Raw genomic sequence first — 18191 nt, 5'->3', positions numbered from 1 at the left:
CAATCACCTTAGATGAGAAGCAGGTCGGTAAAAGACCTCCTCCAAACCACAGAACGGAATTAAATACCCATCTTTTACCATGGCAACCTTATTGGCAAAGGCCCTGGAAAGCAGGCCACCTTAGTTTCAGAAGGCCAAAGGGATGGTTGCGGGATCCACGCCCGCATCCCTGGCCACAGTTACCATGGCACAGTCCAGGGCCAGGGATTTTCTTTGATCCAGGGGATGGCCCGGGTGCCGTTTTAATTTCTCCAGTTCGGTTTTTGCCCGGTCAAAGACCTCCACCCGGCCGTTGGCTTCCCAGGTGCCCCTGTCCAGGCGATCGACGATGGGTCCTGGCATATGGTGCTCCTGCCTGAACCAGCGCCGGGTATGACTGCTCTGGAGGAAATCCCCACCCGGCCCTGCCCGGGCGATGAGATCCTTTGCCAGGGTGTCCTGTGTGACGGTGATACCCTTGAGATAACGGTTAACAAAATTGATGATCTCTGCATCCATGAGCAACTTTTCCACGCTGAAATCTGTAACATAGTTAAGCCCCCCCACTCCCGAGACCACGTCAAAGCCGGCCTGGGCTGCCAGAAGCGCGCTCATTCCGGTCTCGAATCCGGCCTGGTAGTCGACGATCTTTGCATCGGTCTGGGCCGCATAGGTATGGGTGGGGAGGCCGTAGTATTTTCCCATGAGGGCATAGCCGCAGCTGATCATAACTGCATCCATGGCCGACATGGGGGTGGTCGTGGTACGCATGTCAAAAATAACTGGCGCTCCACCGTAAACATAGGGGTTGCCCGGGTTAATCACCTGGTCTAGGACCAGTCCGCTCAGGGATTCCACCGTGTGCTGGAGGATTGAACCGGCCTGGGTCACGGGAGACCCAGTGCCTGAAAGGGGAAGGGAGATGGTTTCAACGGGGAATCCAAAACCTGCGCAGTCGATGATGTTCCGGGAGGTTACCTGGGACCATTTCAAGGGTGGGGAGGGGCAGATATCAAAAATACAATAGGGCTTTTCCCGGACGGCCCGGTCAGATCCGAACAAGGATTTGATCAGGTCATGGGAGCGCCGGACCCCGGGAATATCGATGGCACCGCCGATGAAGGGTTTGCGGGTGCCCTTCATGATCAAATAGTAGAGATAGGTGTCCCCCATTTCCACGGGAATTTCAGAGCAGACCACCGAGGTCGCGGCAAGGTCTATCTGGGGAAGAGAATCGGTTGCCTTTACGATGAGTCTCATGTCCTCGATGGTTGAGGGCCGAATCTCACTGTTGTCCCGGGTCAAGATATTGGCAGGGGTTGAGCAAGGGGCAAAGTGGACCTTGTCTCCCCCCAGCTCGGTGTAGACATTTCCCTCTCGGTCATAGAGCTTGAATCTCTCGGGAGCGGCTTCAATAGATTTTAATACCAGGGCGGGGGGAAACTTGACGATGTGACTCTCTTTGTCTGCAGAACAACCGCTGGCTGTAAGGATCTCCAGGGCTTGGTCGCACTCAAAACAGACCCCCACATGTTCCAGGAGATCCAGGGCATCCTCGTGGATCTGTCTAATCTGGCCATTGGTCAAGAGCCTGAGCCCGGGCAAGGTTTTAAATGAAAATTTTGACATTGAATGGCTTCTTATTTATTTGAACATGCCCCGGCAGGGAATAGCACTGCCCTGCCGGGGTCATGGAGTTAAACCCTAATGGTTTGATAACGCCGGTATGGCAGACTTGCCTGCAACCATGCCCAGGAGGAGGTAGATGCCGCCGGCACAGACGCCGATGATGAAGCAGACCCAGCCCATGACATTGGTGCCGTAGTTGGTCAACAAAAAGCTGCCAAGAATGGGGGTAAGCGCCGCACAGAGATCAAACATCCCCCCGGTGATGGTGGCCAGGCTCCCTGTATCGTCAAGCCGTGCCGCATAGCCCACGGCAAAGGGGTAGGAGATATAGTAGAAAACCATGGCCAGGGACATGGTTGAGAGAAAGATAAGATAGTTGGGCGCCGTGGCCATGCCAAGGCAGACCACACCGCTGGCAATGGCGCTGAAGGTCATGATTGAGATCTTGCTGATCCGGGTGGAACCAAGGAAGTTTGAAAAAAGCCCGCCCAGGATCATGGCAATGGATGACAGGGAGTAGGCGGTTCCCATCTGGGTTGCGGTGAGTTCCAGGCGTTCTCCGATGACATCGCTGAAGATCCAGGGCAACTGCAAGATCAGGGAGACCAGCAGGGTGCCGGCGATCAGGATAATGAAAATGTTTCGTACCGGGCCCAGATCGAGCTTTACTTTCTCTTCCGTATTCCCCTTCTGGGGCGTGGGCAGCCAGAGCATCATAAAAAGCAAGGGAATACAGGTGATGGACAGGTAGGCACACCCGCCCATGGCATTGGTGGTTTCAAATATTTTAGGTAAAAAGAAGAGCACCACGGCAAAGATGGCGCAATAACCGGCCGATCCCTTTGCAACCACCCGGTCCGGGTCCTTGAAGACCACGGATGAGGCCAGGGCAGAGCCAAAGACCGATCCAAAGGTGATGCCGATGACGAGCCGGACAGCCAGCAGCATGTAATAGTTGGTGGCAAAGGGGGTAATTACCTGAAACACCATTCCTATGAGGGCCATGATCATGGCAAAGGTGCGCAGGGATTTTATCCGGGTGACGAGGCCCCCCATGGCGATCTGCATGAGGGCGATGGCCACAAGCTCGATGGCACCGGCATTTCCCGCCTGGGTCAGTGTCATACCCAGGTTGTCCACATACATGCTGATCAAAAGCGGGGCGGCAAACGATCCGTAGGCGCCGATGGTCATGGCCGCAGCCAGGGAGATCTGTCCTTTTAAATTATCTGTTTTCATCTGGTTTTCCTTTTATAAGGGGGGCAGGCCTTAACACCTTAAGATATAGGCAACACACCAGGCCTGCCCCCTGTTTGTTTACCAGCGGCCGCACTCCGCGCGCATGGCCTGGATGGGAAGTTCGATATCAAAGGTTTTACGGATTCTGGCATCCAGATCCGGATCAATATAGACCGGATAGTGGGTGGAGAGCAGTTTCCTTGTCCTCGTCCTGGCGTTCATTCTCATGTCCGGGCGCCCCTTGGCCTCCCACTGGGAAATCATGCTTCGGTCCGCCATCTTGGGATACTCATATTCGGACCGCATGTACTTCATGGTCAGGGGGTGGCCCAGAAAATTGCCCACACCCTGGTTAATTACATCCTTCACCATCTTAAATCCCAGGGTTTCCTCGTTCACAACGATACCCCGCTGGATGCGGTGAATGGCCGACAGCATGTCCTGGTCAAGAACAAAGGCCTCAAAGGAGGCGCCCATAAGGCTGCCCTGCATGCCAGCGGCCTCACCCACAAAGGTGCCGCCGGCCAGGGCGGCCAGGGCAACGGAGATTCCCTTTTCATAGCCGGACTGCACGTCAATGAGCTTGGAATCGGTCATTCCCGAAGGAACTGTCCCTTCTATGCCGTACCATTTGATCATCTGGGCGGCCGCAGCCGAAAGCAGGGGCTCCTCCGCAGCACCACCGGCAAAACCGCCGGTTCTAAGGTCAGTAACAAAGGGCCACATGCCCAGGAGGGTGGGATGGCCCGGGGAGACCATCTGAACGGCAGCAAGGACCGCCAAGGCCTCGGCCACGGTCATGGCCAGGGCGCCGGCCAGGGTGGCCGGTGCAGCAGCGCCGGCCATGGGCGCGATCAGGGGGGTCACAGGATAACCCCGCCGGACGACCTCCAGGCACATGGACATATATTTTCCCTCATAGTTAAGCGGGGAGGTGGTGGGACAGTAGATAAAGGTAATCGGCGCCTCGGCTCCTTTCTTGTCCGTGCCGATAATCATTTCCAGCATCTCGATCATGGGATCCAGTTGATCCCGGCTGCCCATGTCCACGATGGTGTGTTTGTTGGTCGCGGCCATGATCGAGTATAGGGTATTCACCCCGAGGTTCTTGGTATTGACAATATCCGTGGGGGAGATGGGGACATCGCCGGTGGACATATTGGGCAACACATCAAAGAGCCGATTCAGGTCGTAGAGGTCCACCAGGGTGGAATTCCGGTATTCCCCGGTTTCAAAATCCACCACCGATGGGGCCACCCCAATGTGGCCGAAATGGGCAAGACCGTCCTGGAGTTCCACAGGCGCCCCACCCCGGGAAGGCAGCACCTTTCTGGGGACACAGCCTGCGATCAGATCTTCCACCAGGGCGGGGGGAAAGCAGAGACGCCCCTTGTCCGAAAGGGTGCATCCCCTGGCCAGGGCGAGCTCCTTGAGCTCTTCCGGAGGCTTACCCATGCCGATATTTTCAAGTATATTCAGGGCTGTCTGATGTACCTGCTCGATTTCAGAAACGGTGAGTGGCCAGCCTAATCTTGTTTGTTCTCTTTTCATGACTTCTCCTTAAAACTCTACTGTTTTACATCATTGACAATGTAGTCACTGTCCCTTTCGGCAACGGCGGCCTGTATATGTTTTCTTGAGGTGTTGATTCGTTCACCGATTACTTCAAACATGGTATGTACTCCTCCGGGTTAATGGATAAGGGCTTAGACAAGTTTGGCTGCAGAACCGGCATCGGGGGCAAAACCGTCCGCGCCAATCTCATCGGCATAGGCCTGGGTCACCGGAGCGCCACCCACCATTATTTTAACATGGTCCCTTAAGCCGCTCTCCACAATGGCATCAACGGTTTTTTTCATCATGGGCATGGTTGTGGTCAACAGCGCTGAGAGACATACTATGTCTGCGTTTGCTTCCTTGATCTTTGAGACAAACTCGTCGGGTTTGATATCGTGACCAGGGCGTCTCGGATTGCATTGAAATCTGTCATTTTTTCTCCTTTCAACAGTTAAGTCTTGTTGCGTTTTTTGTTGTTAAGACTCTCTTCTGGTTCTATAGTACCGGCCCATGTTGGTTCTTTTAGTCTATAGTTCATTCAACAGATGACTGGAAAAAGGATATAATCAAAAAACGTGCCAGCTCGTCAAAAGCTCTTAAGGCCATGAGTTTACGGACCGATCCAGGCATTTAATCCAGACGGAGACCAGACCTGTCGGATCGGACAGACCTGTCTGGATGACTGTGATTATAGGGATAATACCCTGGAAATAATGGAAATTTTTAAAATCAGACACTCGTGTCCGAAAACCAGACACATCTGTCTGGTTTTTGTGTGACTCCGGGATCGGATGGGTCTTTTTCAAGATTTGGGGTAAAATTTCAGTCATGGTACGCTTCCTGCTTTTAAATGTTGGATTTTCCTGGAGGAACCGTAAACGGCGTGGAACAGAACACGTCCAGCGGTGTGAATCTTAAATTAAGCCTGCCCAGGAACGCCAAGTCCGATTGTGCTGGATTTTCGGCGGTTTCAAAGGGTGTTGGGATCAACGAGGAGTTGAAATATGTCAGACAGTAAAGCTTTGGGTGTAAGGGATATCGTTCTGATGAACGTTGTCGCAATATTGAGTGTCCGTCAGTTTTCCACAGTGGCACCCTATGGGGCGGCCTCGATGATTCTCTGGGGGATCGCCGCAGTTGGTCTGTTCATCCCCCTTGCCATGGTTTGCGGAGAGCTCTCCACCGGGTGGCCCGAGGAGGGCGGCATTTTTGTCTGGGTCAGGGAGGCGTTTGGGCCCCGCATGGGTTGGCTCTGCGCATTCTTATTCCTCAGCTCCTGCGTCTTTTTCTTTCCCATGCTGCTCCAGTTTCTGATGACCACCCTTGTCTTCTGTTTTGACGAGTCCCTGGCCTTTAACAAGGTTTTTGTGGGGCTTTCCTCCATGGGGATCTTCTGGGGATTGACCGGGCTGAACATCCGCGGTATCGAGTGGACCCGGAAGATCAATAACATGGGCGCTCTTTGCGGGGTGATCGTTCCGGGGATGATCCTGATTTCCCTGGCCGTTTACTGGGTGGCCACCGGCCACCCCATGCAGACCGACTACCACACCCCGGGTAACTGGGTGCCTCAGATAAACAACTGGACCACCATTGTTTTTATTTCGTCCATGATGTTTGCCTTTGCCGGCATGGAAGTCTCACCCATGATCGCGGGCCGGTGCAAAAACCCCCAAAAAGATTTCCCCCGGTCGATCCTGATCTCTTCCATTGTGATAGTGGGCATCTATATGCTGGGCACCGTTTCCCTCAACGTACTGTTACCGGCCGATGATGCCGATATTCTCGCAGGCTTGATGCAGGGGATCAAGGCCACCTCCGTAACCCTTGGTATGCCCTGGCTTTTGCCCCTCATGGGCGCGACCATCGCCATGGGCGTGCTGGGCCAGATCAACTCCTGGCTCGTGGGCCCCATCTACATGCTCAACGTTGCCAACGCCGAGTACCAGGTGATTGGCGCAGGCATCGCCCAATTGCATCCCAGATATAATACCCCTGCCAAGGCGCTCACGGCCCAGGCCGTGCTGGTCTCGATCTTCTGCCTGTCGACATTTGTCTCCAGGAGCATGGCGGCGGCCTACTGGACCCTCACGGCCCTGACCACCCTCTGCTATTTCATCCCCTACTTGATGATGTTCGCAGGTTTTCTTCGCTTGCGCGTCAAGCATCCTGACCGGAAACGAAGTTTCAGGATCCCGGGCCGGGTCCTGCCTGTGCTGCTTCCCTCGGTTGGATTTCTGTCCGTACTCTTTGCCGTTGTCCTTCTTTTTGTACCACCAAAGGAAATCGAGATGGGCAGCCTTGTGGTGTATGAGCTTCAGATCGGCGGGGGCGGAATAATCTTCGCCCTTGTGGGTGATCTGCTCTATCGGCGGGCCGTTAAAAAAAGACATAAATCGTGATCAAATAGAATAAACTCAACGTTCGAGATTGGCTGTTTACATGGGGTCAGAGTTAAAATCCAAATGAACAGGCCATGAAATTGGTCATTCATTTTTAAAAGTTGTGTGGTATACTATGGGGCTATAACCCCATGGATATTGGAACCTTTAAATGAATTTTATCCCGTACACCAGCGATCAACACAAGAAGAACAGGCATCTTCTCAAGCTTATATGCCCCTATAGCACCACAAGGGACGTTAAGGCCGAGGAGGTCATCGATACCTTTGACTGCTTCATCTATGTCTGTTCCCAGGCGTATCGAATTGAATTCATGAACGATCAGCTCAGGATGTATCTCGGCAAAGATGTGACAGGAGAGCTTTGCCACCAGGCTATTTTCGGTAGGGAGTCAGTCTGTCCCTGGTGTGGACGGGAGCGATGCCAGAAAGAGAAGCCCTTCAGGGACGAGCTTGAGGACGCTGTTGGCAAAAAATGGTATCTTCGCATGAGAGTTCCCATATACAGGCCGGACGGTTCCGTGTCCATGCTGATGATGCTCCACGACATCACGGCCCAGAAGATGGCGAAACAGTCTTTGAAAGAGAGCGAACGAAAATTTTCAACCCTGATGAACAATTTGCCCGGCATGGCCTTTCGCTGTGATATCGATGATATTTGGAGCATCCGGTTTGCCAGCAAGGGGTGTGAACGGCTCCTGGGCTATCTTCCCTCGGAACTGATGGAGAGCAAGGAGCAGATCATCCACCCGGATGATCTTGAAATGGTTCGGGAGCAGATCAACCAGGCGCTTCAAAAGAAAGAGCGTTACCAGATTACCTATCGCATCCAAACCGCTTCGGGCCAGGACAAATGGGTGCTGGAACAGGGGGAGGGGGTCTATTCGGATCAACAGAACACTCTGATGCTGGAAGGCTATATGACCGATATTTCCGAGCAAAAAAAAAACGAGCTCAAGCTCCAGAAGGAAAACCATCGTCTCAAATATTCCTTCCGGGAATTGTACCGCTTTGGTGATATCATCGGCAAGAGCCCTGCCATGCAGACGATGTACGGCCATATTCTGGATGCGGCCAATTCAAGCGCCAACGTAATTGTGCTGGGAGAGTCAGGCACGGGCAAAGAACTCGTGGCACGGGCTGTTCATGACCTGAGTGACAGAAGTGACGGCCGATTTGTCACGGTCAACTGCGGCGCCATCCCTGAAACGCTTTTTGAGAGCCTATTTTTCGGGTATAAAAAAGGGGCATTCACCGGTGCCCTTACAGACAAAAAAGGGTATCTTGATGCTGCCCACAGGGGCACCCTGTTCCTGGATGAAATTGGAGAAATCTCCCTTGGCATGCAGGTCAAGCTTTTGAGGGCCATAGAGGGATACGGATACCTGCCAGTAGGCAACCATGAAGTCCGGCGGTCGGATTTCCGCATCGTTGCGGCCACCAACCAGAACCTTCTTGCGCTTGTTAAAGCTGGCCGGATGCGTGAAGATTTTTATTATCGAATCAACATTCTTCCCATCCATCTGCCCCCTTTGAGAGAAAGAAAAGAAGATATTCCCCTGCTGATCGATTATTTCATCTCAAGATTCCAGTCAAAAACCGCAATCCCCGGAGATCCGATCAAGACTGCCCTGAAGCAGTATGAACACGTGGGAACGGTCAGGGAACTGAGCAACCATAAGCTACCCCCCATCTCCATCAAGCTCAAGGCGTTTATGAAGGATACAAACTGGCCTGCCAGCCTCTGCCAATTGAAACGACAGGCAGCCCCCCAGCTGTCGGAGCGAGAGAAGACTGCCCTGGTTGCCTATGGCTGGCCTGGGAATGTGAGGGAGCTTAAAAACGTGGTGGAACGATATTGCGTGGTGGGCAACCTTGATTTTATCAAGAAGGCCCTCAATCTTCCCCAGGAAGAGATCTCAATCCGGATGGACCTGCCGGCCCAAACGGAAGGGCTTCAAGAGACAATGATAAAGCAGGAAAAAGCAATCATCCAAAGGGCCTTGGAAAAGCATCAATGGCGACGGATCGATACGGCCCGGGAACTCAAGATCACCACCCGGACTCTCCAGAGAAAAATAAATACCCATGGTCTCAGGGACACCCCCCTATAGATCTAAAGATCCGTTCCGTCACGACCGCATTGCACACCTTAGGGTTCACTCAAAAATAAATTACCAATTTTGGGGGTCAAGTCGCCTGCCCTGCAAGGCGTGAAAATGCAGGCATATCAGGAATACGCCGAATTTTCACAACGCGTCAGGGCTGGATGAATTGGCCGCCAAAATGTAAAGTTATTTTTGAGTGGGCCCTTAAGCTAAATCCGGCCACTGCCAAGCACCTTATACCGGTTGACCTGATTACTCAGATAGGCCTGACGCACCGTGATGGCGGATTGTTTAGCGATGCTCTGCCCGCCTGATGTCGGGCCGCTGCAAAAGCACCCTGGACGGCAGCCCCCCCCCCCCCGTGGGAAGTGTGTCCATGAACCTGACCGGGTCATGGGTGTTGGGAGTGAGGGTTAATTTTTTGTTGCCAACATCCATTTTTCCATTTGCCCATTCCCTCCGGTTCAATTCTCCCCCCTTTTATATGAAACACCCACCAAAGCATTAACATTGGCGGAATTTCCATATTTGTTGTGGCCGGATGCCATCCCTCGTTCCGGCCGTGCCGGTTTATACTGAATTTCTTCTTTAAACCGGACGTCTTTGATGTTGGGCAGCTGGGCAATGTTGCGCATGACCTTAATCCCTTCTTCCTCGTAATTTTTTATCATTTCAGCGGTCACTTCAATGGGGTCACCCATGGAAACCCCCAGCGTTGCTGAACGCAGGTGCCATCCCCGGGTAAGCTCTGATCCACCCACCAGGTTAATGGAGGCAATAAAATCACCGGGACGCATATAGGATTGTAAATACTTTGGATTAACGTATTTCATAACGACTCCGCCATCCGGGTCAATATAGGACCGGGAGCCTTCAGGAAAGATGAGAAAGCTTTCTTTCATAATCTTTTTGAAAAGGTCATAATCACCTTTGGAAAAACTTTTCATGGCTTCTGCAAAATTTTCAGTCTCCAAAAAAGTGGTCAATTCCACCTTTATTTCATCATCCATAAAAGAAGTATGCTTCACAAATGCATCAGGATTGCCATTTACCATGGCATTCATAAACTCTTCATAGGTAAGTTTTTTCATTAAATACAATCCGGCATCCGGTAACTTGATCAGGCACTGGGTCCTTTTGGCAGTTTTTCTTAATTCTTCAGCAAGGCCTCCGGTTTTGATAATGGTTGTTTTTTGTGACGGCACGGTAATAAAAAGGTTGCCGACATTTGCCGCTCCGTTTCGTAAGACAACATTGGAAAACATCCGGGGGCCGACAACTGTGTTGCAGTTCCGGGTCAGGTTATGAAAACCCAGTTTCCGGATGACGCTTCTGACAAAGTAAGGCCCTAAATATCCTTCATGGTGACCCACGAAAAAGATCCGGTGCCCTTTGTTTTTAATCTTTGAAAGTTTATGCAGCGTTAAAACAGTGTCCGTGGCTGCGATGGCTTCGGCAGAATCTTTTTTAAAGGAAACACGCTTACCATTTTTGTTGACCAGAACAATATCAACAACTTTCTTTTTTTCTGCAAATTCAAAAAATTTATGCCAGAATGCCGTATCCGGTAATACAGGAAAAATACTCCGGTCAAAAGAGAACTGGATAGCCAGCAACTGTTCTAATCGGGTTTGGGAAAATTCCTGAAAAAACTTATGCTGAAGCAGCTGATCCTTCTTTTCAAAGAGTTTTTGTTTTGCTTCAGGAAAATACACATTTATATCCACCCCATGCTTTGAGACAAATTCTACTATTTCTTCAAGCAGTTTGATGGCTGTTTCATTGTGCGGGGCATGCCAAAGGGAATATAGTTTTGTTCGTGCAAATTCAATTAATTCTTTAAAGTTCAGATGATTCTTCCATCCCCTGGCTTTTTCTATAAATCCTCGAAACCAGGAAAATCGCATCAGGAAATGTTGTGTTTTTTCGGATATCTTGTCAGCTGCCCCGGCCAGCCGTGAAAAAAAAGAAAACATTCTGTCAAATGCACTGTAAAGGCGCTTTTTTCCGCCAAGCTTTGCCAATGATTCTTCAAGCTTATCTTTATTGTCTAAAAGAACCCTGAGAATTTCATCGGAATTATAGTTTTCTTTGGCTTCAGCCCACCATTTTGATAAAGGCGTTTTGTCTAACAGTTTCACTGTTCACCTTTTTAAGATCACTGGAAATCAAGATTAATATAACCGGCACGGCCGGAGCGAGGTATGGCTCTGGCCTCAACGAATGATGAAACGCCTCTGTTTGTAATGCTTTGGTGGGTGTTTCATATAAAAAGAGTTGGCTAACTTTTTATCAAAAAAAACGACTCATTTAAAATTCCAAGCAGTTTTATGTTTTGCTTAGCCACCATCAGGCAGTTGTCCACAATGACATAAAACAGATTATTCTAGAGTAGGACGCTACTTCTTGTCAAGAAAAGTATAAAAAATTATTAACAGTCTGAAATACGACACCACAAAAAGAAAAATATAAATATTAAACCAGCAGGACAGATGATTTATATGACCTTAGGCAGTTGAAATCGGTGTGGAGTACACCATGTTTATGGACGAACCGAACCCCTAAAGATCTAAAGATCCGGTCCGTCACGACCCCATTGCGCCCCTTAAGCTAAATCCGGCCGCCACCAAGCACCTTGTACATGTTGACCTGGCTACTCAGATAGGCCTGGCGCACCGTGATGGCGGACTGTTCAGCGACAAACAGGGATCGTTGGGAATCCAGCACAGATAAAAAATCGTCAATGCCGTTCTGGTATCTGGCCCGGGAAAGGATATAGGTCTTACGGGTTTCAGCGACCAGGGCATTCTGAGCCCTCATCTGATCGGCATAGGTCTTTGTTGCGGCCAACTGGTCAGCCACCTCCTTGAATGCAGTTTGAACGACAGCTTCATATTCTGTAGCAGCAATTCTTTCGCTGACTTCAGCCGCCTCAAGGCTTGCCCTGATCCCTGCCCTGTTGAATATGGGAATGGACAAGGAGGGAGTAAAATTCCAGGCATAGGCAGCCCCGGATGTAAACAGGGACGACAGCTCATCACTGGCAAGACCAAAGGCACCGGTCAGACGGATGGTGGGGTACAGGGCCGCCCTGGCCGCCCCGATATCTGCATTGGCAGCTTTGAGCAGATGCTCTGCCTGCCGGATATCAGGCCGCTGCAACAGCACCTTTGAGGGCAGCCCCATGGGAAGCGTATCCAGAAACCTGACCTGGTCAATGGTTTCTCCTGAATCCAGGATATCGGTCACCTGGGTTCCCGCAAGAAGAATGACAGCGTTTCTGGCCTGGGCCGTAAGCCGTGTGTACCGAGCAATGGAAACCTTTGCACTTTCAACGGAGGTGGCAGCCTGGGACAGATCCAGTTCGGCAACTGACCCCACCTCGTATTTGCCCTTGATCACGGCATAGGTTTCCTGGTATGCCCTGCAGGTCTCCTTTGCAAGGCAGAGCAGTTTTTTGTTGGCCAGATAGTTCAAAAAGGCATCTGCGGTTTCAGCGATCAGGGCGATGCGGGTGTTCAAGGCAGCCTCCCCGGTTGCCAGATAGGTCGCAAGGGCCTCCTGGTTCAGGCTTTTGACCCGGCCGAAAAAATCCAGTTCATAGGCTGTCACCCCCACATTGGCGGAAAGGGTGGAACTGTTGTAGGCGCTGCCCGTGTAACTTGTATCTTCAGTCACCCCCTCACGGGCAAATGAGGATCCCCCGGATACCACAGGCAGGGTGTCTGCCCTCTGAATCCGGTATGCGGCCCTAGCCTGGTCAATTCTGAGCAGGGCTACCCTCAGATTCCTGTTATTGTCCAGGGCCCTTGAAATCAACTTCCTTAACGGCTCAGATTCAAAATAGGCTTCCCAGGCAATCTCTGGAACCTGGGTGCCGCCACCATGGGCTTCGTCCTGCATCTGGCTGGCCGTCTGTGTAGGCCAGGCATCTACCACGGGAAGATCGGGCTGCCGGTATTCGGGTATCATTGAACAGCCCGCGGTCAGGATCATCATGGCAGCCAGGGCTGCCGTCAGAATGTTTCTATTGGGCATGGGTTACCTCTTTGATGGCCGGTCCGGCCTTTTTTCGTTTTTCGGTCATCTTCTCCAGGATTACAAAGAAAAGGGGAACAAAGATAATGGCCAGGGAGGTTGCCGCAGCCATGCCGCCGATGACGCCAATGCCGATGGCATTCTGGCTGGCAGATCCAGCACCGTTGGCCACGGCAAGGGGGGTGACCCCCAGGATGAATGCAAACGAGGTCATGAGAATGGGCCGCAGCCGCTGTTCGGCTGCAATCTTGGCCGCAGTCACAAGATCTGTACCCTTTTCATAGAGCTCCTTTGCAAAGGCCACGATGAGAATGGCATTTTTGGCGGCAAGCCCGATGGTGGTCAATAAACCGATCTGGAAATAAACGTCATTGGACAGCCCGGCCCAGAGGGTGGCACCCACGGATCCAATGACCCCCAGGGGAACGACCAGCATCACCGAAAAGGGGATGGACCAGCTCTCGTACAGGGCGGCCAGACACAGGAAGACAAAGAGAAGGGAGACCGAATACAAAAGCGTGGTCTGGGAACCTGCCATCCTTTCTTCATAGGAGATGCCCGTCCAATCAAGCCCGATGCCCTGGGGCAGGTTCTGGGCAAGATCTTCTATGATCTCCATGGCTTCCCCGGAGCTGACCCCGGGTGCTGGTGCGCCCAGAATTTCCTGGGAAGAACTGCCGTTGTATCGTTCCAGTTTGGGAGAGCCATAGTCCCAAATTCCCTTGGCAAACGAGGAAAAGGGCACCATTTCACCCCTTGAATTTCTGACATACCAAAGGTTTATGTCCTGGGGAAGCATTCTGAACTGCGTATCTCCCTGCATATAGACTTTTTTTACCCGGCCCTTGTCCATGAAATCATTGACATAGGCGGAGCCCCATGCCGTTGACACAACCGAAGTAATATCCGAGGTTGAAACCCCGAGGGCTTCGGCCTTTTCATAGTCAATGTCCAGTTTGTACTGGGGAACGTCGGCAAGACCATTGGGCCGGACCCCCACAAGTTTGGGGTTCTGGGAAGCCATGCCCAGCATCTGGTTTCGGGCCGCAATCAGGGCGGTGTGGCCCAGGCCTGCCCGGTCCACCAGCTGGAAGTCAAACCCTGTGGCATTTCCCAGTTCGTTGATGGGCGGTGGAATAAAGGCGTACACCATGGCATCCTTGATGCCATAAAGATTCTTCATTGCCCGCTGGGCAATGGCGGCGGACTTCTGGTCCGGGCGCTGCCGTTCGTCCCAGTCCGTTAACTGGACAAATCCCAGGCCCACATTCTGGCCGTTTCCGGCAAAGCTGAACCCTGTGACCGTAAACAGACCGTTGACATTCTCGGCCTCCTCGTTGAGAAAATAGGCCTCCACCTTTTTGATACTCGCAAGGGTCCTTTCCATGGTGGCCCCGGGCGGGGCCGAGATCATCATCATCAGGGTACCCTGGTCTTCATCCGGCAAAAATGCGGTGGGCAGTCCCTTGAACATGTACACCAGACCGCCCACAATGATAAGGTAGACGATGATGAACCTTACGGCCCTGGTGGCTGCATATCCCACACTTTTCCGGTAAATGGACTTTCCAGCGTCAAAACTTTTGTTAAACCAGCCAAAAAACCCCTTTTTCCCCAGATTATGCCCCTTTTTCACAGGTTTAAGAAAGGTGGAACAAAGGGCCGGAGTCAATACCAGGGCCACGATAACGGACAGAACCATGGCCGATACAATGGTAATGGAAAACTGGCGGTAAATGGCACCGGTGGCCCCGCTGAAAAAGGCCATGGGGATGAACACAGCCGAAAGAACCATGGCAATGCCCACCAGGGCACCCGTAATCTGGGACATGGACTGACGGGTGGCCTCCTTGGGAGACAGTCCGGTTTCTCCCATGACCCGCTCCACATTTTCCACCACCACAATGGCGTCGTCCACCAGAAGGCCGATGGCCAGAACCATGGCGAACATGGTAAGTACGTTGATGCTGAACCCAAAGGCGGACAGCACCCCAAAGGTGCCAAGGAGTACCACTGGAACGGCAATGGTGGGAATCAGAGTGGCCCTGAAATTCTGCAAGAACAGGTACATGACAAAGAAAACTAGAACAATTGCCTCGATCAGGGTCTTGACCACCTCTTCAATGGAAAGCTTCACAAAGGGAGTGGTATCGTAGGGATATGCCACATTCAACCCCTGGGGCATAAAGGCGGACAACTCCTTGATCTTGGCCTTGACCCGGCTGGCCGTTTCCAGGGCATTGGCCCCGGTGGAAAGGGTTACGGCCATGGCCGAGGCCTCCATGCCCTTGTACCTGGCGATCCGGCTGTAGGATTGGGACCCCAATTCCACCCTTGCCAGATCCCCGAGCCTGACCTGGGATCCGTCACCATTGACCTTAACCAGGATGTTCTCGAAATCAGCCACGGTTTTGAGCTTGGACTGGACAGAGATGGAGGCGTTGAGCTGCTGACCCGCAACAGCAGGAGAGCCGCCGAGCTGGCCCGAGGTGACATCCACATTTCTGGCCTGGATGGCGGCCGTGATATCCGAAGGCATCAGGCTGTAGGAATGAAGTTTTTCCGGGTTGATCCAGATCCGCATGGAATGCTGATCTCCAAACACGGTCAGATCTCCCACACCCTGGACCCGGCTGAGGGTTTCGGCCATGTTGGATTTAATATAGTCAGAGATGTCATTACCGCTCATCTTTCCGTCCTCGGAATAGATTCCGGCCACCAGGAGAAAGCTTTTTGAAGCTTTTTTTACCGTCACCCCCTGGGTCTGAACCGCTTGGGGAAGCAGACTCTTGACGGCCTGAACCTTGTTCTGGACCTGCACCTGGGCAATATCTGGATCTGCCTCGGGCTCAAAGGTCAGGGTAATGGTCAACTGCCCGTTGGAGTCGCTGGACGATGAAAAATACCTGAGATAATCAATCCCGGTCAGGTTCTGTTCAATGACCTGGGCAACGCTGTTCTCAACCACCTCTGCCGATGCACCGGGATATGAGGTGGAGATGCTGATGCTGGGAGGAGCGATCTTGGGATACTGCTCCACCGGCAGGGTCACAACGGCAAAAAGCCCCGCCAGCATGATGACGATGGCAATCACCCACGCAAAGATGGGCCTTTCTATAAAAAACTTGGACATTCTTTTTTCCTGTTCAAATGAAACACCCACTGAAGCACTGCAATCAGAGGCGTTTCAAAATTCGTTGGGGCCATAAGCCATATCTGCTCCGGCCCTGCCGGTTATCAGCTGTTGGTGGTTTGATCGTCCACGGGGGTGACCGTTGCCCTGGGGCGGATCTTCTGCAGTCCTTCGGTTACAATCCGGTCTCCGGGCGCAAGGCCTGCCGTTACCAGCCATTTGTCTCCAATGGCCTCTGAAACGGTGACGCTGAGGATATTTACGGTGTTTGCAGCATCAACAATCCATACCGCAGTGGTGCCGTCGGCATTGCGCACCAGGGACTGTTGGGGAATCATGATGGCCTCGTCCTGGCGGGACTTTTCCACCCTGGCCCTGACAAAGAGACCGGGCAACAACTGGTTGTCCGGGTTGGAAAACAGAATCCGAAGCTGAACCATGCCCGTTCCCGGGTCCACGGTGACATCGGAAAACATGATCTGTCCCTTGCCGGCAAAGGGCTGGGTTTCATTGTCCAGAATCAAGAGGGCCTCGGGATTTCGGTCCCTGATTTTCATCTGGCGACGCAGACGCATGAGCTCTGCACTGGACTGGTTCACATCCACGTAGATCTGGTCAAAATTTTGAATTGTGGCCAGGGCCGTGGTCTGATTGGCCGTAACCAGGGCGCCCTGGGTGACCGAAGATCTGCCGATCCGCCCGGAAATGGGTGCAAAAACCTTTGTATAATCCAGGTTGATCCTGGCCGCTGCCAGATTGGCCGTTGCAACGGCAACCCCAGCCCGGGCCTGGGCAAGTTCAGCCACGGCATCATCATAGGCCTGCTGGCTGACCCCGCCCATCTTGACCAGTCGGGTATAGCGTTCCACTTTGGGCGCTAGGGCCTTGAGGTCGGCCTCTATTTTGGCAAGGCTGGCTGCGGCAGAGTCATATGCGACCTGGTAGGTGGCCGGATCAATCTGGTACAACTGCTGCCCCTTCGCCACATGGCTTCCCTCTGTAAACAGACGCTTGAGGATGATCCCGGTCACCTGGGGCCGGATTTCGGCAACCTGGAAGGCCGATGTCCGGCCGGGCAGGTCACGGGTAAATACCACGGACTCCGATTTCACAGTATAAACGTTGACCTCCACCGGTGGCGGCGTGACCGTCTTTTGTGTTTCAATCTGGGCCTGGGCCATGGAACTGTGGTCTGTGACCCACAGGTAGCCAAGGCCCACAATAGCGGCTGCAATGACACCTGAAAATAATTTTAATTTCATGCTTTCTCCTGTTGATTGAGTATCATTCTGTCGAGCAGACAGATAACATCCTGTTTGATTTTTTTCATGTCCCGGCTATTTTCGTCCCTGTTCTGAAGGGTTTGCATCGGGCCGATTACCGTGCCGAAAATCATTGAGGCCATTACAAACGGATCAAGATTCACAAACACCCCCTTTCGGCTTCCTTCCCGGCAGAGATTGACCAGGGGCAGGATGGCAATCTCAAACCGTTCTTTGTCAGCCTCACATGCGGTCCTCTGGCTCTGGACAAACTGGAAGTAGAGGGGATACGCCTCTTGGAAACCAAAGACTTCGTCAACAAAACCATGCAGTTTGGTTGCGGGAGAATTTTCAGACTCAAATATGGCCTGGTGGTTTTTGATCTTGGGGGTTATGATGGCATGGTGAACATAATCGATCAGTTGTTTTTTGTTCTTGAAATAGTTGTACAAGGTACCCTTGGCCACCCCGCACTGTGCGGCGATTCCATCCATGGTAACGGGCTGGTCCCGGGATATAAGGTCCAGGACCGTTGTTGCGACCTCCTGGCGGATCATATTGTCCAGCAATTCTTTTTTTCTGCTGACCCTGGTCATGGCCAATCTCCTTGTTTTAAAATAATACAGGGTCCCTCCGGTCGATAGAGGGACCCCTATATTCATGGACATTAAACGATCAGGCCATAAAAATGACCGCCAAGTCATAGATGTGACCGACCAGTCATATACATGACCGGCCAGTTCAATGTCAAACTTTTTTTTTAAAAAAACTATACTTTTTTGTGAAGATGATTTGTTTTGAACACCCATTGTATGGTAAGACCCCCCCTTGCCAAGGGGTATGTT

The 18191-nt window shown here is 52.1% G+C and carries 13 protein-coding genes; 3 read left to right on the top strand and 10 right to left on the bottom strand.

The window, feature by feature from the left end; genetic code table 11:
• Positions 1-126 precede the first annotated feature (126 nt).
• The 4 genes from HRM2_RS07920 to HRM2_RS07905 form a co-directional block, all read right to left on the bottom strand.
• Entirely contained in the window at positions 127-1608 is a 1482-nt protein-coding gene (locus HRM2_RS07920) for a trimethylamine methyltransferase family protein (protein ID WP_015903489.1), read from the bottom strand.
• A gap of 75 nt (positions 1609-1683) precedes the next feature.
• Positions 1684-2847, bottom strand: coding sequence for an MFS transporter (locus tag HRM2_RS07915; protein ID WP_015903488.1), 1164 nt, complete (start codon positions 2845-2847; stop codon positions 1684-1686).
• Between the two features lie 78 nt (positions 2848-2925).
• Entirely contained in the window at positions 2926-4398 is a 1473-nt protein-coding gene (locus tag HRM2_RS07910) for a trimethylamine methyltransferase family protein (protein WP_015903487.1), read from the bottom strand.
• A gap of 155 nt (positions 4399-4553) precedes the next feature.
• Positions 4554-4796, bottom strand: a complete 243-nt coding sequence (locus tag HRM2_RS07905; RefSeq protein ID WP_269719618.1) for a cobalamin B12-binding domain-containing protein — start codon at positions 4794-4796, stop codon at positions 4554-4556.
• Between the two features lie 491 nt (positions 4797-5287).
• Between HRM2_RS07905 and HRM2_RS28060 the strand changes: the two genes are divergently transcribed.
• The 3 genes from HRM2_RS28060 (at position 5288) to HRM2_RS07890 (ending at position 8919) form a co-directional block, all read left to right on the top strand.
• Positions 5288-5422, top strand: a complete 135-nt coding sequence (locus HRM2_RS28060) for a hypothetical protein (RefSeq protein WP_269719611.1) — start codon at positions 5288-5290, stop codon at positions 5420-5422.
• The gene (locus HRM2_RS07895; RefSeq protein ID WP_015903483.1) at positions 5409-6806 is read left to right on the top strand and encodes an APC family permease; all 1398 of its coding nucleotides are present in this window, start codon (positions 5409-5411) and stop codon (positions 6804-6806) included. Before HRM2_RS28060 ends, HRM2_RS07895 begins: the two co-directional genes overlap by 14 nt.
• Before the next feature lie 151 nt (positions 6807-6957).
• Positions 6958-8919, top strand: coding sequence for a sigma 54-interacting transcriptional regulator (locus HRM2_RS07890; RefSeq protein ID WP_015903482.1), 1962 nt, complete (start codon positions 6958-6960; stop codon positions 8917-8919).
• Between the two features lie 285 nt (positions 8920-9204).
• Here HRM2_RS07890 and HRM2_RS27010 read toward each other — a convergent pair whose 3' ends face one another.
• The 6 genes from HRM2_RS27010 to HRM2_RS27005 form a co-directional block, all read right to left on the bottom strand.
• Positions 9205-9381, bottom strand: coding sequence for a hypothetical protein (locus tag HRM2_RS27010; RefSeq protein WP_015903481.1), 177 nt, complete (start codon positions 9379-9381; stop codon positions 9205-9207).
• The gene (locus tag HRM2_RS07885; protein ID WP_015903480.1) at positions 9378-11054 is read right to left on the bottom strand and encodes a hypothetical protein; all 1677 of its coding nucleotides are present in this window, start codon (positions 11052-11054) and stop codon (positions 9378-9380) included. The genes HRM2_RS27010 and HRM2_RS07885 overlap by 4 nt, the downstream gene beginning before the upstream one ends.
• Before the next feature lie 469 nt (positions 11055-11523).
• Positions 11524-12951, bottom strand: coding sequence for an efflux transporter outer membrane subunit (locus HRM2_RS07880; RefSeq protein WP_015903479.1), 1428 nt, complete (start codon positions 12949-12951; stop codon positions 11524-11526).
• The gene (locus HRM2_RS07875; RefSeq protein ID WP_015903478.1) at positions 12941-16084 is read right to left on the bottom strand and encodes an efflux RND transporter permease subunit; all 3144 of its coding nucleotides are present in this window, start codon (positions 16082-16084) and stop codon (positions 12941-12943) included. Before HRM2_RS07875 ends, HRM2_RS07880 begins: the two co-directional genes overlap by 11 nt.
• A gap of 104 nt (positions 16085-16188) precedes the next feature.
• The gene (locus HRM2_RS07870) at positions 16189-17346 is read right to left on the bottom strand and encodes an efflux RND transporter periplasmic adaptor subunit (protein ID WP_015903477.1); all 1158 of its coding nucleotides are present in this window, start codon (positions 17344-17346) and stop codon (positions 16189-16191) included.
• The gene (locus HRM2_RS27005) at positions 17343-17942 is read right to left on the bottom strand and encodes a TetR/AcrR family transcriptional regulator (RefSeq protein WP_041273768.1); all 600 of its coding nucleotides are present in this window, start codon (positions 17940-17942) and stop codon (positions 17343-17345) included. Before HRM2_RS27005 ends, HRM2_RS07870 begins: the two co-directional genes overlap by 4 nt.
• Positions 17943-18191: the final 249 nt, after the last annotated feature.

It is taken from the genome of Desulforapulum autotrophicum HRM2, assembly GCF_000020365.1.
Classification (GTDB): Bacteria; Desulfobacterota; Desulfobacteria; order Desulfobacterales; family Desulfobacteraceae; genus Desulforapulum; species Desulforapulum autotrophicum.
Note: the sequence above shows the minus strand (reverse complement) of the source record. Positions and strands in the feature narration are given on the sequence as shown.